This window comes from Micromonospora solifontis (assembly GCF_003725545.1).
In the GTDB taxonomy this organism is placed as follows: domain Bacteria; phylum Actinomycetota; class Actinomycetes; order Mycobacteriales; family Micromonosporaceae; genus Micromonospora; species Micromonospora solifontis.
On sequence record NZ_RJLN01000022.1, the window covers coordinates 54,399 to 76,999 of the forward strand.

19 protein-coding genes are annotated in these 22,601 nt (G+C 74.6%); 12 read left to right on the forward strand and 7 right to left on the reverse strand.

Going from position 1 to position 22,601, the window contains the following annotated elements; genetic code table 11:
- Position 1 precedes the first annotated feature (1 nt).
- Genes EFE23_RS10590 through EFE23_RS10600 form a run of 3 tightly spaced genes read left to right on the forward strand, consistent with a single transcriptional unit; the run spans position 2 to position 8,798 of the window.
- Positions 2–190: an MbtH family protein gene (locus EFE23_RS10590; protein WP_123240726.1), complete on the forward strand. Its 189-nt coding sequence runs from the start codon at positions 2–4 to the stop codon at positions 188–190.
- A complete protein-coding gene (locus EFE23_RS10595) occupies positions 187–3,306 on the forward strand; it encodes a non-ribosomal peptide synthetase (protein WP_123240727.1) in 3,120 nt (1,039 codons plus the stop codon). Before EFE23_RS10590 ends, EFE23_RS10595 begins: the two co-directional genes overlap by 4 nt.
- Positions 3,306–8,798, forward strand: coding sequence for a non-ribosomal peptide synthetase/MFS transporter (locus EFE23_RS10600; RefSeq protein ID WP_123240728.1), 5,493 nt, complete (start codon positions 3,306–3,308; stop codon positions 8,796–8,798). The genes EFE23_RS10595 and EFE23_RS10600 overlap by 1 nt, the downstream gene beginning before the upstream one ends.
- 42 nt (positions 8,799–8,840) lie before the next feature.
- Here EFE23_RS10600 and EFE23_RS10605 read toward each other — a convergent pair whose 3' ends face one another.
- Positions 8,841–10,085: a serpin family protein gene (locus EFE23_RS10605; RefSeq protein WP_123240729.1), complete on the reverse strand. Its 1,245-nt coding sequence runs from the start codon at positions 10,083–10,085 to the stop codon at positions 8,841–8,843.
- Positions 10,086–10,112: 27 nt separating this feature from the next.
- A complete protein-coding gene (locus tag EFE23_RS10610) occupies positions 10,113–10,631 on the reverse strand; it encodes an NUDIX hydrolase (protein WP_123240730.1) in 519 nt (172 codons plus the stop codon).
- A gap of 54 nt (positions 10,632–10,685) precedes the next feature.
- Here EFE23_RS10610 and EFE23_RS10615 point away from each other — a divergent pair, with 54 nt between their 5' ends.
- A complete protein-coding gene (locus EFE23_RS10615; protein WP_148058429.1) occupies positions 10,686–11,423 on the forward strand; it encodes a class I SAM-dependent methyltransferase in 738 nt (245 codons plus the stop codon).
- Positions 11,424–11,519: 96 nt separating this feature from the next.
- Here EFE23_RS10615 and EFE23_RS10620 read toward each other — a convergent pair whose 3' ends face one another.
- On the reverse strand, positions 11,520–11,948 hold the full coding sequence (locus EFE23_RS10620; protein ID WP_123240732.1) for an OsmC family protein: 429 nt from the start codon (positions 11,946–11,948) through the stop codon (positions 11,520–11,522).
- A gap of 144 nt (positions 11,949–12,092) precedes the next feature.
- Between EFE23_RS10620 and EFE23_RS10625 the strand changes: the two genes are divergently transcribed.
- Complete coding sequence (locus tag EFE23_RS10625; protein ID WP_123240733.1) at positions 12,093–12,587, forward strand: type II toxin-antitoxin system PemK/MazF family toxin; 495 nt, start codon at positions 12,093–12,095, stop codon at positions 12,585–12,587.
- Positions 12,588–12,626: 39 nt separating this feature from the next.
- Positions 12,627–13,658, forward strand: coding sequence for a phosphotransferase (locus EFE23_RS10630; RefSeq protein ID WP_199737004.1), 1,032 nt, complete (start codon positions 12,627–12,629; stop codon positions 13,656–13,658).
- Between the two features lie 3 nt (positions 13,659–13,661).
- Here EFE23_RS10630 and EFE23_RS10635 read toward each other — a convergent pair whose 3' ends face one another.
- Positions 13,662–14,297, reverse strand: coding sequence for a GGDEF domain-containing protein (locus EFE23_RS10635; RefSeq protein ID WP_123240735.1), 636 nt, complete (start codon positions 14,295–14,297; stop codon positions 13,662–13,664).
- A gap of 241 nt (positions 14,298–14,538) precedes the next feature.
- On the opposite strand from EFE23_RS10635, the gene EFE23_RS10640 reads away from it, so the two are divergent.
- The 5 genes from EFE23_RS10640 (at position 14,539) to EFE23_RS10660 (ending at position 18,735) form a co-directional block, all read left to right on the forward strand.
- Positions 14,539–14,802 (forward strand): DUF397 domain-containing protein, encoded by a 264-nt coding sequence (locus EFE23_RS10640; RefSeq protein WP_123240736.1) that lies wholly within the window; start codon positions 14,539–14,541, stop codon positions 14,800–14,802.
- Positions 14,803–14,914: 112 nt separating this feature from the next.
- Entirely contained in the window at positions 14,915–15,796 is an 882-nt protein-coding gene (locus EFE23_RS10645; protein WP_500786052.1) for a Sco1979 family transcriptional regulator, read from the forward strand.
- Positions 15,797–15,887: 91 nt separating this feature from the next.
- On the forward strand, positions 15,888–16,952 hold the full coding sequence (locus tag EFE23_RS10650) for a LacI family DNA-binding transcriptional regulator (protein WP_123240738.1): 1,065 nt from the start codon (positions 15,888–15,890) through the stop codon (positions 16,950–16,952).
- 1 nt (position 16,953) lies between these two features.
- Positions 16,954–17,157 (forward strand): hypothetical protein, encoded by a 204-nt coding sequence (locus tag EFE23_RS10655; protein ID WP_123240739.1) that lies wholly within the window; start codon positions 16,954–16,956, stop codon positions 17,155–17,157.
- A 132-nt stretch (positions 17,158–17,289) separates the two neighbouring features.
- Positions 17,290–18,735 carry a serine/threonine-protein kinase gene (locus EFE23_RS10660; RefSeq protein ID WP_123240740.1) on the forward strand — a complete coding sequence of 482 codons (1,446 nt, stop codon included), beginning with the start codon at positions 17,290–17,292 and terminating at the stop codon, positions 18,733–18,735.
- A 4-nt stretch (positions 18,736–18,739) separates the two neighbouring features.
- On the opposite strand, the gene EFE23_RS29740 is transcribed toward EFE23_RS10660, so the two are convergent.
- The 3 genes from EFE23_RS29740 to gdhA all read right to left on the reverse strand — a co-directional run bounded on the left by EFE23_RS29740 (position 18,740) and on the right by gdhA (position 21,824).
- On the reverse strand, positions 18,740–18,937 hold the full coding sequence (locus EFE23_RS29740; RefSeq protein ID WP_204335204.1) for an MOSC domain-containing protein: 198 nt from the start codon (positions 18,935–18,937) through the stop codon (positions 18,740–18,742).
- 31 nt (positions 18,938–18,968) lie between these two features.
- On the reverse strand, positions 18,969–20,333 hold the full coding sequence (locus EFE23_RS10670; RefSeq protein ID WP_123240741.1) for an alpha/beta hydrolase family protein: 1,365 nt from the start codon (positions 20,331–20,333) through the stop codon (positions 18,969–18,971).
- A 153-nt stretch (positions 20,334–20,486) separates the two neighbouring features.
- Positions 20,487–21,824: an NADP-specific glutamate dehydrogenase gene (gene gdhA, locus EFE23_RS10675; protein ID WP_123240744.1), complete on the reverse strand. Its 1,338-nt coding sequence runs from the start codon at positions 21,822–21,824 to the stop codon at positions 20,487–20,489.
- 93 nt (positions 21,825–21,917) lie between these two features.
- Between gdhA and EFE23_RS10680 the strand changes: the two genes are divergently transcribed.
- Positions 21,918–22,226: a pyrophosphohydrolase domain-containing protein gene (locus EFE23_RS10680; protein WP_123240742.1), complete on the forward strand. Its 309-nt coding sequence runs from the start codon at positions 21,918–21,920 to the stop codon at positions 22,224–22,226.
- Positions 22,227–22,601: the final 375 nt, after the last annotated feature.

Genomic DNA, 22,601 nt, shown 5'->3' on the forward strand with positions numbered 1-22,601 from the left:
CATGGCCGAGCCTCGATTCCTGGTGGTCCGCAACGACGAGGAGCAGTACTCGATCTGGCCGGCCGACCGGGACCTCCCCGCCGGCTGGCACGACGCCGGCTTCGCCGGCACCCGCGAGGAGTGCCTGGCCCACGTCGACACCGTGTGGACGGACATGCGTCCCCGCTCGGTCCGTGAGGCGCACTCATGAGCCAGGAGTGGACCTTCCCGGCCTCCTTCGCCCAGGAGCGGGTGTGGATGGCCAACCAGCTCGACCCGGATTCGCCGGTGTTCAACGTCTCCTGCCTGTGGCTCTTTCCCGCCGGGATCGACGCGGACGGCGCCACCGAGATCGTCAACCAGGTGGTGGCCCGGCACGAGTCGCTCCGTACCCACCTGCGGGTGGACGACGGCGCGCTGGTGCAGGTGGTGCAGGCCCACGCGCCGGTCCCGCTGCCCACCGACGACGTGAGCCACCTGCCCCGGGCCGGGCGGGCCGAGCGAGTGAGCGAGCTGCACGCCGAACTGGCCCGCACGCCGATCCGGCTGGACGAGCCGCCGCTGTGGCGCGCCCGGCTGGTCCGGCAGGACGACCGCTGGCTCCTGCTGTTCGTGGTGCACCATGCGGTCTTCGACAGCCACTCCGCGGTGCTGCTGGTCAAGGAACTCGACGCGTTCGGCGAGGCCGCGCTGGCCGGCGCCCCCGCGGCGGTGCCCGAGCTGCCCATCCAGTACGCCGACTTCGCGGTCTGGCAGCGCGGTCAGCTCACCGGCGTGGAACTGGACCGCCAGCTCGCCTTCTGGGTGGACCACCTGGCCGGCGCGCCGCCGGTGACCGGGCTGCCGCTGGACCGGCCCCGCCCGGCCCAGCTCGGCTTCGCCGGCGGCGAGGTGCGCTTCGCGCTGCCGGCCGGGCTGCTGGACCGGATCGGCGCCCTGGCGGCCGGGGCGGCGGCCACGCCGTACATGGTGCTGCTGGCCGGCTTCGCGGCGCTGCTGTCCCGGATCTCCGCCGACACCGACGTGGTGGTCGGGGTGTCCACCGCGGGCCGGGACAGCCCGGAGCTGGCCCCGCTGATCGGCATGTTCGTCAACCCGGTGGCGCTGCGCTGCGACGTCTCCGGCGATCCGACGTTCCGGCAGCTGCTGGACCGGGTCCGGGACGGCCTGCTCAACGCGATGGAGCACGGGCAGACCCCGTTCCAGGAGATCGTCGAGGCGGTCGACCCGCAGCGCGACCCGTCGGTGCAGCCGATCTTCCAGACCGCGCTGAACTTCATCCCCGACTCGGGCCTGGATCCGGTCGAGCTGGGCACCACCAAGGACGACCTCGCCTTCGACATCACCGCCGGGGAGAGCCGCCTGGTCTACCGGACCGAGCTGTTCGACCGTGCCACCGCCGAGGCGCTCGCCGACCGGTACCTCCGGCTGCTCGACGCCGCGGTCGTCGACCCGGACCGGTCGGTCGCCGCGCTGCCGCTGCTCGCCGCCGCCGACCGGGCCCGGGTGCTGGAGACCTGGAACGACACCGCGCACGAGGTGCCGCGGACCACGCTGGTCGACGAGCTGCAGCGGCAGGCGGCGGCCAGCCCGCACGCCACCGCCCTGGTCTGCGACGGCGTGCCGCTGACGTACGCCGAGCTGAACACCGCCGCCAACCGGCTGGCCCGGCTGCTGGTGTCCCGCGGCGCGGCCCCGGAGCGGCGGGTCGCGCTGGCCCTGCCCCGCTCCTTCGAGCTGGTGGTGGCCATCCTCGCGGTGCTCAAGTCCGGCGCGGCGTACGTCCCGGTGGACACCGCTTATCCGGCCGGGCGGATCGCGTATCTGCTGGAGGACGCCGAGCCGATCCTGGTGGTGGCCACCCCGGAAACCGCGGCGCTGGTGCCGGGGGAGCCGCTGGTGCTGGATGGGGAGGTGGGCGCCGACCAGTCCGACGCGGACCTCACCGACGCCGACCGGCTCGCCCCGCTGCGCCCCGAGCACCCGGCGTACGTGCTCTACACCTCCGGCTCGACCGGCCGCCCGAAGGGGGTGGTGGTGGAGCACCGGGCGGCGAGCGCCTACCTGGCCTGGGCCCGGCACACCTACCCCGGCCTGGCCGGCACGGCGCTGCTGCACTCGCCGATCTCGTTCGACCTCACCGTCACCGGCCTGCTCGGCCCGCTCAGCGCCGGCGGCACGGTCCGGCTGGCGGCGCTCGACGAGCCGGCGGCCCGGGTCGGCGGCCCGCCGGCCTTCCTGAAGGTCACCCCCAGCCACCTGCCGCTGCTCGACGGCGCGCTGTCCCCGACCACCGACCTGGTGATCGGCGGCGAGGCGCTGACCGGTGAACGGCTCGCCGGGTGGCGGGCGGCGCACGCGGGCGTCGCGGTGATCAACGAGTACGGGCCGACCGAGGCCACCGTCGGCTGCGTGGCCGCCCGGATCGCGCCCGGCGAGCCGGTCCCGGCCGGCCCGGTGCCGATCGGCCGGCCCACCTGGAACATGCGGGCGCTGCTGCTCGACGCGGCCCTGCAGCCGGTCCCGCCCGGCGTGGTCGGCGAGCTGTACGTGGCCGGCGCCCAGCTGGCCCGGGGCTACCACCGCCGCCCCGGCCTCACCGCCGAGCGCTTCCTGCCCTGCCCGTACGGTCCGCCCGGGGAGCGGATGTACGCCACCGGCGACCTGGCCCGCTGGCGTGCCGACGGCACCCTGGAGTATCTGGGCCGCCGCGACGAGCAGGTCAAGGTGCGCGGCATGCGGATCGAGCTGGGCGAGATCGAGGCGGCCCTGCTGGCCCACCCGGACGTCCGGGCGGCCGCCGCGGCGGTGTGCGTCGATTCGGGTGAGCCGGTCCTGGTGGGCTACCTGGTCGGCCCGGCCGCCGAGGAGTCGGTCCGCGCCGAGCTGGCCCGCGAGCTGCCGGCACACCTGGTGCCGGGCGCGCTGGTCCGGCTCGACGCGCTGCCGCTGACCCCGAACGGCAAGCTGGACCGGGCCGCGCTGCCCGCCCCGGTGCTCACCACCCCGGCCGAGGGCAGCTACGTCCCGCCCCGCACCGCGGCGGAGGCCCTGGTGGCCGAGGTGTACGCGGAGATCCTCCAGGTGGAGAAGGTGGGCGCGCTGGACGACTTCTTCGCCATCGGCGGCAACTCGCTGCGCGGCATGCGGGCGATGGCCCGGATCCGCGCCGAGGTGGACGTGGAACTGCCGATGCGGGCGCTGTTCAGCAGCCCGGTGGTGGCGGACCTGGCCGCCCAGATCGAGGAGCGGATCGCCGCCGAACTCGACGGACTCTCCGACACCGAGGTCGCCGCGCTGCTCGCGGCGGAAGAGGAATCGAGCTGATGACCGACCTGAAGGATCCGACCCGGGAAGCGGCCCGGCAGGCGTTGATCGCCCGGCGGCTGCGCGCCCGCCAGGCCGCCCCGGCGGCCCGGATCACGCCCCGGGCCGCCGACGCCGAGGTGCCGCTGTCGTACGCCCAGGAGCGGGTCTGGTTCATGGACCAGCTCGCCCCGGGCGAGGCGGCGTACCACATCGCGGTGCCGCTGCGGGTGCGTGGCCCGCTCGATGTCGACGTGCTGCGCGCCGCCCTGGCCGCGCTGAGCGCCCGGCACGAGTCGCTGCGGACCCGCTTCCCGGCGGACGCGGACGGGCGCCCCACGGTGGTGGTCGAGGAGACCGTCGACGTGCCGCTGACCATCGTGGACGCCCCGGACGAGGCAGCCACGCAGGCGCTGGTCGAGGCGGCCGCCGCCGAGCCGTTCGACCTGGCCCGGGGCCCGCTGCTGCGGGCTCTGCTGGTCCGGCTGGCCCCAGCCGACCACGTGCTGTTCCTCGGCCAGCACCACATCGTCGGCGACGGCTGGTCGGTGGACGTGCTGCTGCGCGACCTGATCACCCTCTACCGGAGCGGCGAGCTGCCCACCCTGCCCGTCCAGTACGGCGACTTCGCGGTCTGGGAGGCCGGCGAGCTGGCCGGCCCGCAGGCGCGGGCGCACGTAGACCACTGGCGGCAGCGGCTCGCCGGGATCACCCCGCTGGAACTGCCGCTGGACCGACCCCGCCCGGCCACCCAGACCTACCGGGGCGACTTCGTCGAGTTCACCGTCGAGCGGGCGGTCGTCGACCGGCTCGGCGAGCTGACCCGCGCGGCCGGCGGCACGCTGTTCATGACCCTGCTCGCCGCGTACCAGGTGCTGCTGGCCCGGCACGCCGGTCAGGACGACTTCGCCGTCGGCGCCTCGGTGGCCGGCCGGTCCGCGCCGGAGCTGGAGAACGTGGTTGGCATGTTCATCAACATGCTGCCGCTGCGTGCCGAGCTGGCCGGCGACCCGACCTTCACCGAGCTGCTGGCGCGTACGAAGCGCAGCGTGCTGGACGGGTTCGAGCACGGCGAGGTGCCGTTCGCCAAGGTCGTCCACGAGCTGGGGCTGCCGCGTGACGTCAGCCGCTCCCCGGTGTTCCAGGCTATGTTCGTGCTGCAGAACTACGAGATGGGCCGGTTCTCCGAGGTCTCCCGCAGTGACGAGGTCAGCTTCGAGTGGACGCCGATGGAGCTGCGGGCCACCCGCTTCGACTTCGAGCTGCACGCCGTCGAGGTGCCCGACGGGCTCTGGGGCAAGCTGGTCTTCAACACCGACCTGTTCAGCCGGGACACCGTCGAGCGGATGGCGCGGCGCTGGACCACCCTGTTGGCCGCGGTCGTCGCCGCCCCGGACACGCCGGTCTCGCGGCTGCCGCTGCTCCCCGCCGAGGAACGGGCGCTGCTGGCGGCCTGGAACGACACCGCCGCCGACTTCCCGCGTACGCAGACCCTGCACGGCCCGATCGAGGAGCGCGCCGCCAGCACCCCGGACGCGGTGGCGCTCACCATCGAGGGGCGCAGCCTGACGTACGCGGAACTGAATGCCGCCGCCAACCGGATCGCGCACCGGCTGCGCGCCGCGGGGGTGGGCGCGGAGACCCTGGTCGGCGTCTGCGCCGAACGCTCCGTCGAGCTGGTCGCCGGCCTGCTCGGCGTGCTCAAGGCCGGCGGCGCGTACCTGCCGCTGGACCCGGAGTACCCGGCCGACCGGCTCGCCTTCATGGTCACCGACGCGGACGCACCGGTGGTGCTGGTCCAGCGGCACCTGCGCGACGTGCTCCCGGCGACCGCCGCCCAGCTGCTGGACCTGGACGACGCGGGCGTCTGGGCGGACCAGCCGAGCACCGACCCGCAGCCGGCGGCCGGCCCGGAGCACCTGGCGTACGTCATCTACACCTCCGGCTCGACCGGCCGGCCGAAGGGCGTGCCGAACACCCACCGGGGCGTCGTCAACCGGCTCGACTGGATGCAGCGGACGTACCGTCTCGGCGCGGACGACGCGGTGCTGCAGAAGACCCCGGCCAGCTTCGACGTGTCGGTGTGGGAGTTCTTCTGGCCGCTGCGCGCGGGCGCCCGGCTGGTCCTGGCCCGGCCCGGCGGCCACAAGGACGCCGGCTACCTGCGCGACCTGCTGGTCGCCGAGCGGATCACCACCGCCCACTTCGTGCCCTCCATGCTCACCGTCTTCCTGGGCGAGGACGGCGTCGAGGCGGCCACCGCGCTGCGCCGGGTCATCTGCTCCGGTGAGGAGCTGCCGCTGACCTCGGCGGTGGACTTCACCGCCCGGCTGCCGTGGTGCGGCCTGCACAACCTGTACGGCCCGACCGAGGCGGCCATCGACGTCAGCGCCTGGCCCTGCGAGCCGGCGCTGCTGGCGCGGGTGACCAGCGTGCCGATCGGCGCACCGATCACCAACCTGCGGCTGCACGTGCTCGACCCGGCGGGGGCGCAGTGCCCGGTCGGCGTGGCGGGGGAGCTGCACATCGGCGGGGTCGGGCTGGCCCGCGGCTACCACCGCCGGCCAGCGCTGACCGCCGAGCGGTTCGTCCCCGACCCGTGGTCGGAGGAGCCCGGCAGCCGCCTCTACCGCACCGGTGACCTGGCCCGTTGGGTGGCCGGCCCGGACGGTTCCGGCGTCATCGAGTTCCTCGGCCGGATCGACCACCAGGTCAAGCTGCGCGGCCTGCGGATCGAGCTGGGCGAGATCGAGAGCACGCTGCGCGAGCAGCCCGGCGTGACCGAGGCGGCGGTGATCGTCCGCGAGGACAGCCCCGGCGACAAGCGGCTCACCGCGTACCTGGTCGGGCCGGCCGAGCAGGGCACGGTGAAGGCCGCGCTCAAGGAGACCCTGCCGGAGTACATGGTGCCGGCCGCGTTCGTCACCCTCGACGCTCTGCCGCTGGCCCCGAACGGCAAGCTCGACCGTAGGGCGCTGCCCGCGCCGGTGGTCACCCGCGAGGCGTCGGTGGCGCTGGTCGAACCGCGCGACGACACCGAACGCGCGCTCGCCGCCATCTGGTCCGAGGTGCTCGGCGTGGACACCCTCGGCATCGACGACGACTTCTTCGACCTGGGCGGGCACTCGATGCTCGCCACCCAGGTGGTCGCGAAGATCCGCAAGGCGGAGCTGGGCGGCCGGGCGGTCGGCGTGATGGACCTGTTCCAGCAGCGGACCATCCGCGAGCTGGCCGCGTTCATCTGCGGCGACGCGGCCGCGGCGGGCCCGCGCCGGCTGCTCTACGAGCTGACCAGGCCGATCCCCGCCGCCCAGCGGGTGCTGTCCTACGTCTGCGTCCCGTATGGCGGCGGCAGCGCGATCGTCTACCAGCCGCTCGCCGACGCACTGCCCGCCGGGCACGCCCTGTGGTCGCTCGCCATCCCCGGGCACGACGTCGGGCTCGCCGAGGATGCCCTGCCGTTCGAGGAGCTGACCCGCCGGGTCGCCGACGAGATCCTGGAGCGGGTCGAGGGCCCGATCGCCCTGTACGGCCACTGCGGCGTGGGCAGCGCGATCGTCGCCGAGGTGGCCCGCAAGGTGGAGGCGGCCGGGCGCGACCTGGCGGCCGTCTACATCGGGGCGATGTTCCCGTTCGCCCGGCCCAAGGGGTTCTTCGCCCGGGCCCGTAACCGCCTCGAACAGCTCAAGAGCAACCGGCACTACGCGAGCTGGCTCAAGTCGATGGGGGTGGACACCGACGAGCTCGACCCGGAGCAGGCGGACCGGATCATCAGCAACATGCGGGCCGATTCCCGGGCCTCCGAGGAGTACTTCACCGGCCTGCTCGACCGGCGGGCCGCCAAGCTGCGTGCCCCGATCATCTCCGTGGTCGGCTCCGAGGACCCGGTCACCGACTACTACCGCGAGCGGTACGCCGAGTGGCAGTTCCTCAGCGACACCCTCGGCCTGGTGGTGCTCGACCAGGCCGGCCACTTCTTCCTCAAGTACCGCGCCGACGAGCTGGCCGAGATCGTCACCCGGGTCCATCCGGCGGTGACCGCCGGGGACGCCACGGCGCTCGGCCCCCAGGCCCGGGGCGAGGACGCCGACTGGGTGGTGCTCGACCGGCTGCGCGTCGGGGCGGAGCAAGCGGGGAAGGCCGTGGTGAAGCCGAGCATGGGCCGGTTCCTGGCGGTAACCGCCGGGCAGCTCGTCTCCAGCACCGGTTCCGCACTGACCGCGTTCGCCCTGCCGATCTGGCTGTACAACCGGACCGGCTCGGTGGCCGACCTCGGCCTGCTCTGGGCGCTCGCGCTGATCTGCGGCGTGCTGATGCTCCCGGTGGCCGGCGCCATCGTCGACCGGGTCAGCCGCCGCCGGATCATGATGCTGGCCAGCTCCGTCGCCGGGTCGATCCAGCTGGTCCTCGCCGCGCTGCTGTGGACCGACAACCTCGTGCTCTGGCACATCTACGCGCTGGTCGCGCTCAGCTCGGTCGCCGGGTCGTTCCAGCGGATCGCCTTCCAGTCGGCGGTACCCCAGCTGGTGCCAAAGCGCTACCTCGGCCACGCCATGGGTGTCACCCAGCTGACCACCGGCGTCGCCACCCTGCTGATGCCGGTGTTCGCGGCCGGCCTGCTCGCCGCGATCGAACTCAAGGGCATCCTGCTCGTCGACGTGGCCAGCTACCTGGTGGCGGTGGCCACCCTGGCGGTGGTCCGCTTCCCGGACCTGCTCGGCTGGCGGCCCCGGGAACGGCTGCTGGTCGCCATCGCCAACGGCCTGCGCTACTCCTGGCGGCACCGCGGCTTCCGGCTGATGCTCGGCTACTTCGCACTGGGCAACATCTTCCTGGCCCCCGCCCTGGTGCTCACCACCCCGCTGGTGCTCTCCTTCGGCACCCCGACGCAGGTGGCGCAGGTCGCCGTCGCCGAGGCGGTCGGCGCGGTGGCCGGCGGCATGCTCATGTCGCTGTGGGGCGGCCCGCGCCGGCGGCGGATGATCGGGGTGCTGATCGCGAACCTCGGCACCGCGATCGGCTGCGTGCTGATCGGCCTGGACGGCTCGGTGGCGATGATCTGCGTCGGCTTCTGCTGGCTGGCCATGGCGATGACCACCGCCCAGTCGATCTACGCCACCATCGTCCAGGTCAAGGTGCCGCAGCGCTATCACGGCCGGGTGTTCAGCCTCAACCAGACCATCGCCTGGTCGACCCTGCCGATCGGCTTCGCGCTGCTCGCGCCGGGGGCCACGGCACTGTTCGAGCCACTGCTCGCCCCGGGCGGGGCGCTCGCCGGGTCGGTGGGCGCGGTGATCGGCACCGGTCCCGGCCGGGGCATCGGCTTCGCGTACGTCTGCTTCGGGCTGATCCTCGTGCTGATCACGCTCGGCGGTTTCGCGGTCCGGCTGCTGCGCCGCTTCGACCTGGAGGTCGAGGACTCCCTGCCGGACGACCTGATCGGCGCGCAGGAGCGGGAACGGCGGCTCGCCGCCCGGGCCGCCGAACGGGCGGTGCCCTCGGTCGCGGCGTGACCCGGCGGGGGCCTCCGGTCGACCGCCCGGAGGCCCCGCCGGTCACCACTCGACGGGCGGGTCGACCAGCTCCGACTCGGGCAGCTCCGCCGGCTCGGCCACCCACGCCGAGTAGACCGGCACGCCGTGCCACGGGCCGCCCGCGCTGTCCGTGGCCACCGCCACCACCGCGTACGGGTGCCCGAACCGCAGCTCCGCCATCCGGGCGATCCCCTCCGGGGGCAGCCCGGCGGCCATCCCGAACGCGGTCACCGCGGCGGCCTCGAAGCCGAACCGCCCGAACCGGGCCACCGCCGCCTGCGCCACCTCGTACGGCGGCTGCGGCACGCCGACCAGCTCGCCGAGGGCCCGCGCGGCGGCGGCGAAGCCGAAGCCGGCCGGGGACAGGTCGTGCCGGCTCTGCGCCGACCAGCACGGCAGCACCGCCTCGGCGTGCTCCTCCCGGCCGTCGGCGGCAAAGGTCCGGGTCGGCTGCTCGCGGAGCGTCCAGAGCGGCGTCTCACCGAGCGGCAGGTCGAACAGTGACCGCCGGCCGGGCGCGGACCCGTCCGGCGTGACGGCGGCCGACGCGGCCACCTCCTGCGCCGCGGCGAGCACCTCCACCGCCGGTACGTCGGGCGCGGCGGCCACCGAGACCACCAGCATCCCGGCCTCGCCGTCGGCGCCCGCCACCGGCCGGGCCGGTGCCGCGTGTACGGCCACGTCCCCGGCCCGCGTGGTGCCCGCGACCCAGCACCGGTGCCCCCACGGCGGGGTACGCAGCACCCGGTGCAGCCGGCCGGCCCAGGCGCTGCCCGAGCCGAGCCGCGCGGCCGGCGCCACCTGGAACGGGTCCGCCCAGGACACCTTGGTGGCCAGCGCGCTGGTCAGGATCAGCAGCGTCTCCGGGGTGACGTCGAGGGGGAACCGGTCGATCAGCCCGCCGGTGTGCTCCCGGGCCCAGGCGTCCAGCGCCGCCTGGTCGGGCAGCGGGCCGCGCTGCGTCCGCTCCGGCAGGCCGGCCCGCCAGCCGGCCAGGCCTGCGAAGGGCTCTCGCTCCCACACCGCGCTGGCCGAGGCCACCAGCGGGTGCGGCGCCGAGAGCAGCGCCCGGGCCGCCTCCGCCGCCGCGTCCACGCCGGTGCCGAGCACCTCGGCCAGTTCCGCGCGGGTGTCACCGGTGGCGGCCGGACCGGTGAGCGCGAGGAGCAGCCAGGCGCCGAGCGGGGAGGCGACGTGGTGGGCGTCGCCGGCGGCGCGGTGCAGCCGCTCGGCGTAGCGGGCGAGGGGTTCATGGAGTGGATTCACCGCTCCACTGTGCCGGCTACCCGCCGGTCAGGACCACAGCTCGAACGGCTCGTCGATCTCCTCGCCGGCCAGGAACGCCGGGAGCAGCTCGGGCAGCCGCCCCGGATAGCAGCGCGGCCGGTCGGCGACGACCTCGGCGACCGGCCACCAGCGGAACCCGAAGTAGTCCTCCACCTCGTAGTCCAGGCGGTGCGCCTCGTCCACGTCCGGGCCCGGCCCGGGCAGCCGTACCGGCACCACCACCTCGTCCTGCAGGTGCCGCAACCGCCGGTGGATGAAGCTGGCCCGGCGGCGCCAGGTCGGGTCGCCCACCTCGTCCGGCCGGACCACGATCCCGGTCTCCTCGCGCAGCTCCCGCACCGCCGCCGCCCGGTACGTCTCGCCGGGGTCGAGCCCGCCGCCGGGCAGCTCCCACCAGGTGCCGAGCCGGGGGTGCTCCGGATCCCGGGTGTGGAACAGCAGCATCCGGTCGGTCGCGTCGAGCACCACCAGCCGGACCGCCCGGCGCTCGATCACCGGCAGGTCGCGGGGCAGTTCGGGGTGCACGGTTCCTCCCGGCGGGGTCGGTGGCGGCCGACCCGCGCTGCGATGATGGCGATCATGTCGCAGCTCTTCGGTGAGGTGGCCGGCGAATACGACGAGGCCCGTCCAGGCTATCCGCCGGAGATCGTCGACGCGGTCCGGGCGTACCACGGCGGGGTGCCGGCGGCGCTGGTCGAGGTCGGCGCCGGCACCGGCCTGGCCACCCGGACGTTGCTCGGCCTCGGCGCGCCGATGACCTGCGTCGAGCCGGACCGGCGGATGGCCGCCGCGCTGGCCGACCGGTTTCCGCAGGTCGAGGTGGCGACCGTCGCCTTCGAGGAGTGGACCCCGCCGGCGGGTGGGGTGCCGGCGCTGGCCTGTGCGATGGCCTGGCACTGGCTCGACCCGGCCACCCGCAACCGGCGGGCCCACGACGCGCTGGCCCCCGGCGGCACCCTCGCGGTCTTCGGGCACCGCTACGCGTACGCCGATCCGGCGCACGCCGCGGCGGTCGCGGCGGCGTTCGCGGCGGCCGACCCGCCGGCCCGCGGTGAGCGCCCGGAGGGGTGGTTCCACGCCGACGTCGTCGACAGCGGCCTCTTCGTCGACGTCCGGTCGCTGCCGTTCCGCCGGCTGCTGCCGTTGGACACGGCGGCCTACCTGCGCCTGGTCAGCACCTTCTCGCCACAACTGCGCCGCCCGCCCGAGCTGCGGGAGCGGGTGCTCGCCGCGCTCGGCGCGGCGGTCGACGGCTTCGGCGGCACCGTCGTACTGGACCTGCGCACCACCCTGGTCCTGGCCCGCCGCCCGGCTTGACCCAGGGCTCCGCCGACCGCCGCCGGCCCGACCGCCGACCGCCGCCGGCCCGACCACGGTCCGCGGCCGGGCCGACCGGCGCCGGCCGTCGGGGCGTCAGCCCGCGTCCGCGTCGCCGGTCACCTCGGCGTGCCGCAGCCGTACCGGCGTGCCTCGCCGCAGCGAGTTGGGGATCTCGGCGATCGCGTCCACCCGGGCCACCAGCTCGCGCAACCGCTCGTCCGACGCGTCCCCGGCCACCCGGACGTCGTAGCCGATCTCGGTGGAGACGGCCGGGTCACCGGTGAAATCGCCGTGCACGGTCACCTCGACCCGGTGCAGGACCACCCCCATCGCCCGCGCCTCCCGGAACAGGTCGTTGGAGACGCACCCGGCGACGGCCAGATAGAGCAACTGCCCGCCATTGAAGCCGAGCCCGTCCCCGCCGCCGTCGGCCGGACGGTCCACCACCAGCGTGAACGGTCCCGCCGAGCCGATCGCCGCCGGCCGCCCCGGCAGGCTGCGCGTGCGTACCTCCATGGTCATGCCCACCACCCCCGTGGGGAGTCAACCATTCCGGCCGGGGACACGGGCTCCCCGGTTCAGTCCGAATGCGCGTCGATCACCCGGGCCACCTCGGCCGGCAGCGGCGCCGCGCGCCGGGTGCGTCCGGACGGTAGGCTGCCCGCCGTGGCAGGTCTGTTGAGGAACGTGGCGTCCCGGCTCGGCCGGATCACCGGGGGCGGGCCCGCCCCGGCCCGGACCCCGACGTCGATCCCGGCCCAGGTGGCCCGGCGCCGTCAGGTGGCCGCGCTGCAAGGGCGGGAGCTGGCGTACGCCCCGGAGCTGGACGGCCAGGCCGACCCGGGCGAGATCGTCTGGACCTGGGTTCCGTACGAGGACGACCCGCGCCAGGGCAAGGACCGACCGGTGCTGGTGGTCGGCCGGCAGAGCCGGACGCTGTTCGGGCTGATGCTGTCCAGCCAGGGCGACCGGGACGGGCAGCGGCACTGGCTGGCGCTCGGCCCGGGGGAGTGGGACCGCGAGCAGCGTCCCAGCTGGGTACGCCTCGACCGGGTGCTCACCATGCGCGAGGACAGCATCCGCCGCGAGGGCGCGGTGCTGGACCGGACGCGGTTCGACCGGGTGGGCCGGGCGCTGCGCACCGGCTACGGCTGGCGATAAGCGGTCGCTCGCCGGTCGCCGCGGTGACATGGTGGGCCGGTGACGAGCGAGATGACGACCGGCGTGGACGAGCGGCTGGCGGGGTGGGTGGCGGACGACTTCGGCCTGACCGTCGTGTCCGCCGTGCCCGTCGGGTACGGCGCGGACGCCAGCGCCGAGCTGTGGCGGGCCAGCACCGCCGACGGTGGCGAGTACGCGGTCAAGCTGAGCGGGGGCGGCACCCCGGCCGGGCTGGTGGTGACGGCCCAGCTTGCTCGGCAGGGCGTGCCGGGCGTCGTCGCGCCGCGCCTCTCCAGGCAGGGCGAGGTGTGCACCGTCCACGAGGGACGGCGGCTGTCGGTGGTGCCGTGGGCCTCCGACGAGCGGGCCCTCGCCGGCGGCATGCGTCCCGCGCACTGGCGCGCGTACGGCGAGGTGCTGGCCGCGACCCACGCGGTCGCCGTGACGGACGAACTGGCCGGGCTGCCCCGGGAGGACCACACCCACGCGCGGGTCGGCGCGGCGACGCGAGACATGGACCGCCGGTTGCGCGCGGTGGGCGACCGGACGGCCGACCGGTGGACCCGTGCGGTGGCGGGGCGGTGGCGGGCGGCGGCCGACGACCTGGCCACCCTGCTGGACCGGGTGGACGCGCTCGGCGCGGAGCTGCGGGCCCGCCCGGCCGACCTGGTGGTCTGCCACGGCGATCCGCACCTGGGCAACCTGCTGCTCGGCCCGGACGGCCAGGTCTGGTTGATCGACTGGGACGACGCGGTGCTCGCGCCCCGCGAACGGGATCTGATGTTCGTCCTCGGCGGGGTGCTCGCGTTCGCGCCGGTGACCCCGGTGGAGCAGGCCGCCTTCTTCGAGGGGTACGGCCCGGTGCGGCCGGATCCGGTCCGGTTGGCCTATCACCTCGGGGTGCGGGCGCTCGACGACATGTGGAGCTGGGCCGGTGACGTGGCGGACGCCGAGCGGCCGGAGGCGGACCGGGTGCGCGCGCTGCGGATCGTGGAGGGGTTGCTGTCGCCCGTCGGGCTGGTCAGCCTTGCCCGTCAGGCGTTGCGTGACCTCGGTCGGTGGCCCGCCTGACGGTCAGCACTCGGCCATGAGCTCACGGGCCGCCCGGGCCGCGCTGACGCTCTTCGCCTGGTACATGGCCGCGTCCGCCCGGCAGAGCGCGTCGGTCAGCTGGGTGGGGCCGTACACCGGGGCGAGCCCGACGGAGGCGGTCACCTGCACGGTCCGGGTGCCCAGTGGGATCGGTGCCGCGACCGCCTCGTAGAGGCGGCGGGTGGCGTGCTCGATCCACCGCCGGTCCACCGTCGGGCTGGCGAGCAGCCCGGCGAACTCGTCGCCGCCGAGGCGTGCCACCAGGTTGTCCCCGGCGAACGCGGTGAGCCGCTGTGCCACGGTGACCAGCACCTGGTCACCGGCGGCGTGCCCGTAGCGGTCGTTGACCTGCTTGAAACCGTCGAGGTCCAGCACGATCGCGATCAGCGGCTTGCCGGCCGCGTCGGTGAGCAGGGCCGCGGCGAGCCGGAAGAACGCCCGGCGGTTCGGCAGGCCGGTCAGGGGGTCGTGGCTGGCGGCATGTCGTTCGGCCTCCAGCTCGGCCTGGAGCAGCTCCAGCTCCGCCTCCGCGCGCAGCGCCCGGCGGCGCAGTTGCCAGGCGGAGACGAGGGCGCCGGCGGCGGAGATTCCGGAAGCGACGGTCATCGGATCCGGCACGCGCCCTCCTCACCGCAGACTCGGCCTCGCCGGCGACCACGTCCTCCCTGGTCCCGGCCGGAGCGAGGTCACCCATAGTGAACACCTGGGTACACCGCACTTCGGGTTATCATGCTCGCTGTCCAATGCAGATGCAATAGCAGATGCACGTGCATCTCAGTCCTCAACCGACAGATTCCCGTCGCCACCCGCGCCTGTCCTCCCCGCGGCATCGGCTGGTTATTGCACAGAAAGACGCCCCATGCAGCAGCCTCACAACGGCGTACCCACCAGTCAGCTCCCGCCGCTACGGTGGCAGAAGAGCCGGCGCAGCAACCCGAGCGGCAACTGCGTCGAGTTGGCCGAACTCCCCGGCGGCGCCGGGATCGCGGTGCGCAACTCCCGGCACCCCGAGGGGCCGGCACTGATCTACACAGTGGACGAGATCGCCGCGTTCGTACTCGGAGCGCGCGACGGCGACTTCGACAACCTCATCGCCCGCGGGCCGTCGCGCGAGCGGGACTGACTCGGCCGTCCGGGGGAGTACACCTCACTGTCGGTCCATGGCATGCTTACACGTCGGCCGGGCTGGGGCGTCCGGTCGGCGACTGTCGGCAGGCGAGGGACGAGCGGTGACCATGGTGCCCACCGAGGGGGGTCCGACCAGCGGACCCACGGTGCTGCGCATGCTGCTCGGGGGGCAGCTGCGCCGGCTCCGGGAAGGCGCCGGGGTGACCCGGGAGAGCGCCGGCTGGGAGATCCGCTCCTCCGAGTCGAAGATCAGCCGGATGGAGCTCGGCCGGGTCGGCTTCAAGGAACGCGACGTCGCCGACCTGCTCACCCTCTACGGCGTCACCGCCGCCGACGAGCGGGAGGCGCTGCTCAAGCTGGCCCGGGACGCGAACAGCCCCGGCTGGTGGCACCGGTACGGCGATGTGCTGCCGAGCTGGTTCCAGTCCTACCTGGGCCTGGAGGCGGCCGCCGCGCTGATCCGCACGTACGAGGTGCAGTTCGTGCCCGGCCTGCTCCAGACGGCCGACTACGCCCGGGCCGTGATCCTGCTCGGTCACCGGGGCGCGCCGGCCGAGGAGATCGAGCGGCGGGTGCGCCTGCGCATGGAGCGCCAGGAGCTGCTGCGCCGCAGCAACCCGCCCCAGCTCTGGGCCGTGCTCGACGAGGCCGCCCTGCGTCGGCCGATCGGCGGCCCCGCGGTGATGCGGGCGCAGCTCGACGCGCTGGTCGAGGCCACCGCCGCGCCGCACGTCCAGCTCCAGATCGTCCCGTTCGACGCCGGCGGCCACGCCGCCGCCAGTGGCGCCTTCAGCATTCTGCGCTTCGGTGACCAGGACCTGCCCGACATCGTCTACATCGAGCAGCTGACCAGCGCCATCTACCTCGACAAGCGCGACGACCTGGACTATTACGCGCTGGCGATGGAGCGGCTCTGCGTCGAGGCCGCCCCGCCGGAGCGGACCGCCGAGCTGCTCACCCGGATCCGGGACGAGCTCTACCCGGCCTGACGCCGGTAGCCGCCTGCCATTGACCGCCGCCACCGGCTGCGGGTAGTCTCTGAATCGATACAGTTCTGAATCGATTCAGAAGGGTGAGCCGGTGAAGCCGACCCTGCAGGACGTGGCCGACGCGGTGGGCGTCTCCCGGAGCACCGCGTCCAACGCGTACAGCCGGCCGGACCAGCTCTCGGCGGCGCTCCGGGCGAAGATCCTCGACGCGGCGCGGCGGCTCGGCTACCCCGGCCCCAACCCCACCGCCCGGTCACTGCGGCGCGGCTTCGTCGGGGCGATCGGTGTCCTCTTCACCTCAGAACTGTCGTACGCCTTCACCGACCCCTTCGCGGTGCGGTTCCTCGCCGGGGTGAGCCGGACCGCGGAGCGGCACGGCACCAGCCTGCTGCTGATGCCACTGCCCGCCGACCGGGCCCGGGTCCGCAGCGTGGTCGAGAACGCCTCCGTCGACGGTTTCTGCGTCTACTGCGTCGGCGACGAGGAGTGGGTTCTGCAGGCCATCCGCGACCGGGGGCAGCCGTACGTCACCACCGCCCCGCGCGCCGACGCCGGCCCCGACGACCGGTACGTGGGCATCGACGAGCGGGCCGCGGCCCGTTCCGTCGCCGACCACGTCGCCGCGCTCGGCCACCGGCGGGTGGCCCTGCTCGCCGACACCGTGCTGCCCGGCGCGCCACCCGGGCCGCTGCGTCTGGCCGGTCCCGGGGACGCGCCGCACCCCACCACGCGCGGCCGGCTCACCGGCTTCGCCGACGCCTTCGCCGCCGTCGGCGTGGCCTGGCCCGCGCTCACCCTGCTCAACGCCACCGCCAACAGCCGCGCCGCCGGGGCCGCCGCCGTGGCGGAGGTGCTGGCCGGCGACGAGCCGCCCACCGCCGTCCTGGCCTGCTCCGACGTGCTGTCCCTCGGCGTGCTCGACATGCTCGCCGCAGCCGGCCACCGGCCGCCCCACCCGATCTCGGTGACCGGCTTCGACGACATCGCCGAGGCCGCCGCCGCAGGGCTCACCACCGTCCGCCAGCCGGCCGAGGAGAAGGGCCGGCTCGCCGCCGAACTGCTGCTGGAGCCGCCGACCACCCCGGCCGACGGCCACCGCCTCCTGCCCACCGACCTCGTCGTCCGCACCTCCACCGGACCCGTCCCAGGGAGCTGACATGGAACACTCCACCGGTTACCTCCTCGCCGTCGACGCCGTGACGCGTCACGTCAACTCCGCGCGGCCCGACGCGCCGGTCCGCCCCGACCGGCCCCGGACGCCCCGGCTGGCCCCCACCCGGCTGGCCGCCGCGGGCGCGCTGCGCCGCCTCGCCGACCTCATGGAGCCCCGGCCGGCCGCCGCTCCCACCTGCCTCCCCTGACCCCGGTCGACCCGCTGTCCGGGTGGTCCACGCCACCCGGACCGCGCCCGGTCGACCCGAAAACGCCCAGCCTGCCCCGAAGCGGGCACCGGGTTGGTGCGGCCGGCGGGACGCCAGGCAGACTGGACCACCATGTCTCCGTTCACGCCCATGCTGCGGCTGCACGATCGGTACGTCCTGCGCGAGCGCATCGGGCTCGGCGGGATGTCCGAGGTGTGGCGCGCCGACGACGAGGTGCTGCACCGTCCGGTGGCGGTCAAGGCGCTCGCGACGCAACTCGCCGCCGACCCGCAGCTGCGCGCCACCATCCAGCGCGAGGCCCGCGCCGCCGCCCGGCTCACCCACCCGCACGTGACCCAGGTGTACGACTACGGCGAGGCCACCCTGCCCGACGGCTCGGTGGTGCCGTACCTGGTGATGGAGCTGGTCGAGGGGCGCACCCTGGCCGACCGGCTGACCGGCGGTCCGCTCGCCTGGCCGGACGCGGTCCGGCTGGCCGGGCAGGTCGCCGCCGCGCTGGCCGCCGCGCACAAGCTCGGCGTGGTGCACCGGGACATCAAACCGGGCAACGTGATGCTCACCGAGACCGGCGCCAAGGTGCTCGACTTCGGCATCGCCACCCTCGCCGGGCCGCGCCACCCCCTCGCGGGCCAGACCGGCGAGCTGCTGATGGGCACCCCGGCCTACTTCGCCCCGGAGCGGATGACGCCCGGCCCGGCCAACCCGGCCAGCGACGTGTACGCCGTCGGCGCGCTGCTCTACCGCACCCTCACCGGCCGGGCCCCGCTGCCCGTGCAGACCTGGGACGACGTGCTCGACGTGCAGGCCCGCCGGCCGGCCGTGCCCCCGCTGCGCGTACCCGGACTGCCGGCCAACCTCGCGGAGCTGACGCTGGCCTGCCTGGCCGTGGATCCCGCCCACCGGCCCACCGCCGCGCAGCTCGCCGCCCGGTTCGGCGCCGGCCAGCCGGCCGACCCGCCCACCGCGATCCTGCCCACGCTCGCCCCGCCCGAGCAGTCGCCGACCCTGATCGACCGGGCCGCCGCGCCGGTGCGCCCGGCCCCGCCGCCGGCCCCGCCGCGCCCGCCGGACCGGTCGAACCGGCTCATCGGGGTGCTGGTCGCGGCCGGGCTCGTGCTGCTGCTCGGGCTGATCGGCACGCTGCTGCTCGACCACAACCCCGACACCCCCACGGGCACCGGACCGGTCACCTCGGCGCCGGCCGAGGAGTCCGCCGCCGAGTCGTCCGCCCCGCCGGAGCCGGCCACCACCGAACCCACGACCACCCGGCCGGCGCCGGTCACCCCGCGGGAGCTCGCCGCCCGGTTCGCCGCCGTGCTCGGGCAGGCCGTCACCGACGGCCGGATCGACCGGAAGATCGCGAACGAACTGCGGGACAAGGCCGCTGGGCTGGACCGGGGCAAGCCCAAGGACCGGGCCAAGCGGATCGAGGACCTGCGCGAGAAGATCGACGAGGCCGCCGACGACGGCAAGCTCGACGAGGGTACGGCCACCGCGCTCCAGGAGCTGCTCGACGCGTACGGGCAGCTGCGCGGCGGCGGACGCAACGAGGGCTGAGCGGTCAGGCCGGCTCCGCCGCGTCGCCCACCCGGACCCGGCCCGGCCGCACGACCTGCGCGTACGCGCCCACGCAGGGCTGCGCGGACAGGCCGGGCAGGGGCACCACCCGGTTCAGCCGCGCGGGCACGCGCGGCGCGTCCGGATCGCGGGGGAGGGACCCGTGCGCCAGGGTCGGCACCGCGCACCGGGTCACGGGCACCGCCCCGTGCCAGCCAGCGGCGTGTCAGGGTTCAGCAGGGTGCGTACAACCGGCGGGTGCCGGACCCGGCAGCCCAGGCGGCGGGGTCGCTGAACCGGCAACCGAAGGACGGGTCGGCCACCGCCTTCGGGTCGGTGACCGCGTCGCCCGCCGGGCGCTGGCCGGTGCGTACCCAGGAAACGAGGTCGTCCCAGGCGGCGCCGGCCTCGGCCGGGCTGAACTCGCAGTGCTGCGCGGCCCGGATCGCGCGCTGGACCACCAGCCCGCTGCGACCGTGCCACGCCGCGTCCCGGGCATACGCCTGCTCCATGCTGAACGGCACGAAGAGGTCGCCGAGGTCGTGCAGGCTGAGCACCGGCACGGTGGGGCGGCCGCTGATCCGCGGCACCTCCGTCAGCGTGGGTGACAGCCGCTGCCACAGGTTCTCCGGGGCGACCCGCTGCACGGTGGCGTTGACGTCCACCGGGCTGTTGGGGGAGTACCGGGTGAGCAGGTTGGTGGCGAGCTGGCCGGGGCGCTGGGCGGGGGAGTCGCCGCCGTCGACGGTGGCGATGGAGAAGAGGAAGTCCTTCCAGACGGCGAAGGCGGCCTCCGCGCCTGGGCGTTCCCCACCGGAACGGTTGACGGTGATGGCCCGCAGTTGCTTGCCGAGGTCGTTGGTGGTGTCCGGGCCGCCCGGCGTGAGCCCCGCCAGCCCGAGCGCCACCTGGATCCGCGGCACCGCGTTGGTGAGGTAGTCCTCTGGCGTCGGGTACGCGCGTACCCCGGCGATGGCCTGCGCGACCAGGTTGTAGTCGAGGAAGAAGTCGAACAGGTCGTGGTCGCCGAGCACCCCGCACATCGGTAGCGCCCCGTCGTAATAGGCCGGGTACTGCTCCAGCGAGCGGCCGATGATGTGCCCGCCCATCGACACCCCGGCGATGAGCACCCGCTTCGGCTTGTGGACCGTGCGGGCGAAGAAGTCGGCGAGTGCCCGGGTGCCCAGCACGCCGGAGCGGATGTCGTACCCGTTGCGGTCGTAGGAGGACGCGGCCCAGGCGTACCCCTGCTCCAGCATCCGCTGGCGCAGGCCGAACGCTGGCGGCTCGGGAGAGAGCACGGTGCCTTGGCCGCGGTAGCCGTGTGCCCACATCACGAGGTCGCCGTTCCAGCGGGCCGGGGTCTCGATGATGAAGCCGGCGTGCTCGTGCACGCCCTGGCGGACGGTGGTGGCCGCGCCGCCGACGACCAGCGGCGCCAGCGGTGGGTTGCTGATGGTGTAGCCGGGCAGCGGCTGGCTGCCGTCGTCACGGTCGGCGGCGACGGCCGGCGCCGCGCCGGCCAGTCCGACGGTGAGGGTGAGTGCCGCGCCGACGGCGAGCAGCCGGCGGGCGAGGCGGGTGGTTGAGGTCAGCATCGTTGCTCCCCCGGGGGACGGATGCCGCCCCGGGGTGGCGGGGCGACCAGGCGGGACGGATGCCTACCGGCCGGTAGCGACCTGAACCTAGGCTCGACCTCGACCCCTGTCAATCGCTGCCTGACCGCACGGTCAGGCGGCCAGAGTGGAGGGTCAGACCAGGCCCTGGGCGAGCATCGCCTCGGCCACCCGCCGGAAGCCGTCGATGTTGGCGCCGGCTACGTAGTCGCCCGGCAGGCCGTACTCCTCGGCGGTGGCCCAGCAGCGGGCGTGGATGTCCTGCATCGTCTCCCGCAGCCGCTGCTCCGACCGGGCGAACGTCCAGCTGTCGCGGCTGGCGTTCTGCTGCATCTCCAGCGCGCTCACCGCGACGCCACCCGCGTTGGCCGCCTTGCCCGGCGCGAACCGCACCCCGGCCCGGCCGAGGATGCGTACCGCCTCTGGGGTGGTCGGCATGTTCGCCCCCTCCACCACGGCGACGCAGCCGCCGGCCACCAGCGCCGCGGCCTCCGCGCCGCCGATCTCGTTCTGCGTCGCGCACGGCAGCGCCACGTCGCAGGGCACCTCCCAGACGGTACGGCCGGAGACCGCCACCGCCCGCGGCTCGTGTTTGACGTAGTCGTCGAGCCGGGCCCGGCGCTCCTCCTTCACCTCCCGCAGCAGGGCCAGGTCGATGCCCTTCTCGTCCAGGACGTACCCGTCGGAATCGGAGCAGGCCACCACCCGGCCGCCGAGCTGGTGCACCTTCTCGATGGCGTAGATCGCCACGTTGCCCGAACCGGAAACCACCACCTGCTTGCCCTCCAGGCTGTGACCGGTCTGCTTGAGCATCTCCTCGGCGAAGAAGACCGCCCCGTACCCGGTCGCCTCCCGGCGCACCTGGGCACCCCCGTACGCCAGGCCCTTGCCGGTGAGCACCCCCGACTCGTACCGGTTGGTGATCCGCTTGTACTGCCCGAACAGGTAGCCGATCTCCCGGCCGCCCACCCCGATGTCCCCGGCCGGCACGTCGGTTTCCGCGCCGATGTGTCGGTACAGCTCCGTCATGAAGCTCTGGCAGAACCGCATCACCTCGCGGTCCGAGCGGCCCTTCGGGTCGAAGTCGGCGCCGCCCTTGCCGCCGCCGATCGGCATACCGGTCAGCGCGTTCTTGAAGATCTGCTCGAAGCCGAGGAACTTGATGATGCCCAGATAGACCGACGGGTGGAAGCGCAGCCCGCCCTTGAACGGACCGAGCGCGCTGTTGAACTCCACCCGGAATCCCCGGTTGACATGGATCCGGCCGTAGTCGTCCTCCCACGGCACCCGGAAGATGATCTGCCGCTCCGGCTCGCAGATCCGCTCGATGATCTGCGCCTCCGCGTACTCGGGGTGCCGGGCCAGCGCCGGGCCGATGCTCTCCAGCACCTCCCGTACCGCCTGGTGGAACTCGGGCTCGCCCGGGTTCCGCTGGACCACGTTCGCGAACACGGTCTCGACCGTCTCCGGCATCACCGACACGCCCCTTCCGGTACGGACGGCGGCCCCGTCGCCGCGCCGTGCCCCCGGATACGGATCGTCACGGCCGTCCGGTTCACTGGTCAAGTGGACGACTCGATCTGGGCCGCGGCCCGGGCCTCCCGCGACTGGTTGGACGCCGCCAACGGCACCGGCGACACCGAGCTGACCTGCCGCCTCCTCAAGCTCACCGAGGAGGCGGGGGAGGCGGCCGCCGCCTGGATCGGGGTGCTCGGCCAGAATCCCCGCAAGGGCGTCACCCACACCCGGGAGGACGTCGCGGCGGAACTGGCCGACGTGGTGTTCACCGCGCTCGTGGCCATCGAGAGCCTAGGCCTGGACGCACGGACCGTGGTCTCGGCCTGCGCCGACAAGGTACGGGCCCGGCTGGCCTGACCCCCGTCACAGGCCGGAGCGGGTCGGTTTGTGCAGGTCGCCGAGGCGGGGGTGTCCGGGGCTGGCGGATGCCGCCGCCTCGGCGATGTCGCGTCGGACCACGGGGGCGGCAGGCGTCGCGGACCGGCCGAGCACGTCGTTGTGGGGTCTATGTCCGGTCCTGGGTCGGGGGCCGGCAGGAGCCGCCGCCCGGGGTGGCGTGGGCGCCCCCGGGATGCCGTCTCCGGGTCACGGTGGCCGGAGTGTCCGGTTCCACGGGGTGGGCTGTCCGGTTTGTGCGTGTGGGCCGGGACCGCGTGTGGCCGGGGGCATCGTGGGGGTGGAATGGTGGCCGGGTCGGGGGCGTTGAACACCGGTGTACGGCCGAGGAAGACC

What these genes read in the sequence shown, in the direction of transcription:
- EFE23_RS10590 (WP_123240726.1), top strand. Translation starts at nt 2, where the DNA reads ATGGCCGAGCCTCGATTCCTGGTGGTCCGCAACGACGAGGAGCAGTAC.
- EFE23_RS10595 (WP_123240727.1), top strand. Translation starts at nt 187, where the DNA reads ATGAGCCAGGAGTGGACCTTCCCGGCCTCCTTCGCCCAGGAGCGGGTG.
- EFE23_RS10600 (WP_123240728.1), top strand. Translation starts at nt 3,306, where the DNA reads ATGACCGACCTGAAGGATCCGACCCGGGAAGCGGCCCGGCAGGCGTTG.
- EFE23_RS10615 (WP_148058429.1), top strand. Translation starts at nt 10,686, where the DNA reads ATGTCGCAGCTCTTCGGTGAGGTGGCCGGCGAATACGACGAGGCCCGT.
- EFE23_RS10620 (WP_123240732.1), bottom strand. Translation starts at nt 11,948, where the DNA reads ATGACCATGGAGGTACGCACGCGCAGCCTGCCGGGGCGGCCGGCGGCG.
- EFE23_RS10640 (WP_123240736.1), top strand. Translation starts at nt 14,539, where the DNA reads ATGCAGCAGCCTCACAACGGCGTACCCACCAGTCAGCTCCCGCCGCTA.
- EFE23_RS10645 (WP_500786052.1), top strand. Translation starts at nt 14,915, where the DNA reads ATGGTGCCCACCGAGGGGGGTCCGACCAGCGGACCCACGGTGCTGCGC.
- EFE23_RS10655 (WP_123240739.1), top strand. Translation starts at nt 16,954, where the DNA reads ATGGAACACTCCACCGGTTACCTCCTCGCCGTCGACGCCGTGACGCGT.
- EFE23_RS10660 (WP_123240740.1), top strand. Translation starts at nt 17,290, where the DNA reads ATGTCTCCGTTCACGCCCATGCTGCGGCTGCACGATCGGTACGTCCTG.
- EFE23_RS10670 (WP_123240741.1), bottom strand. Translation starts at nt 20,333, where the DNA reads ATGCTGACCTCAACCACCCGCCTCGCCCGCCGGCTGCTCGCCGTCGGC.
- gdhA (WP_123240744.1), bottom strand. Translation starts at nt 21,824, where the DNA reads ATGCCGGAGACGGTCGAGACCGTGTTCGCGAACGTGGTCCAGCGGAAC.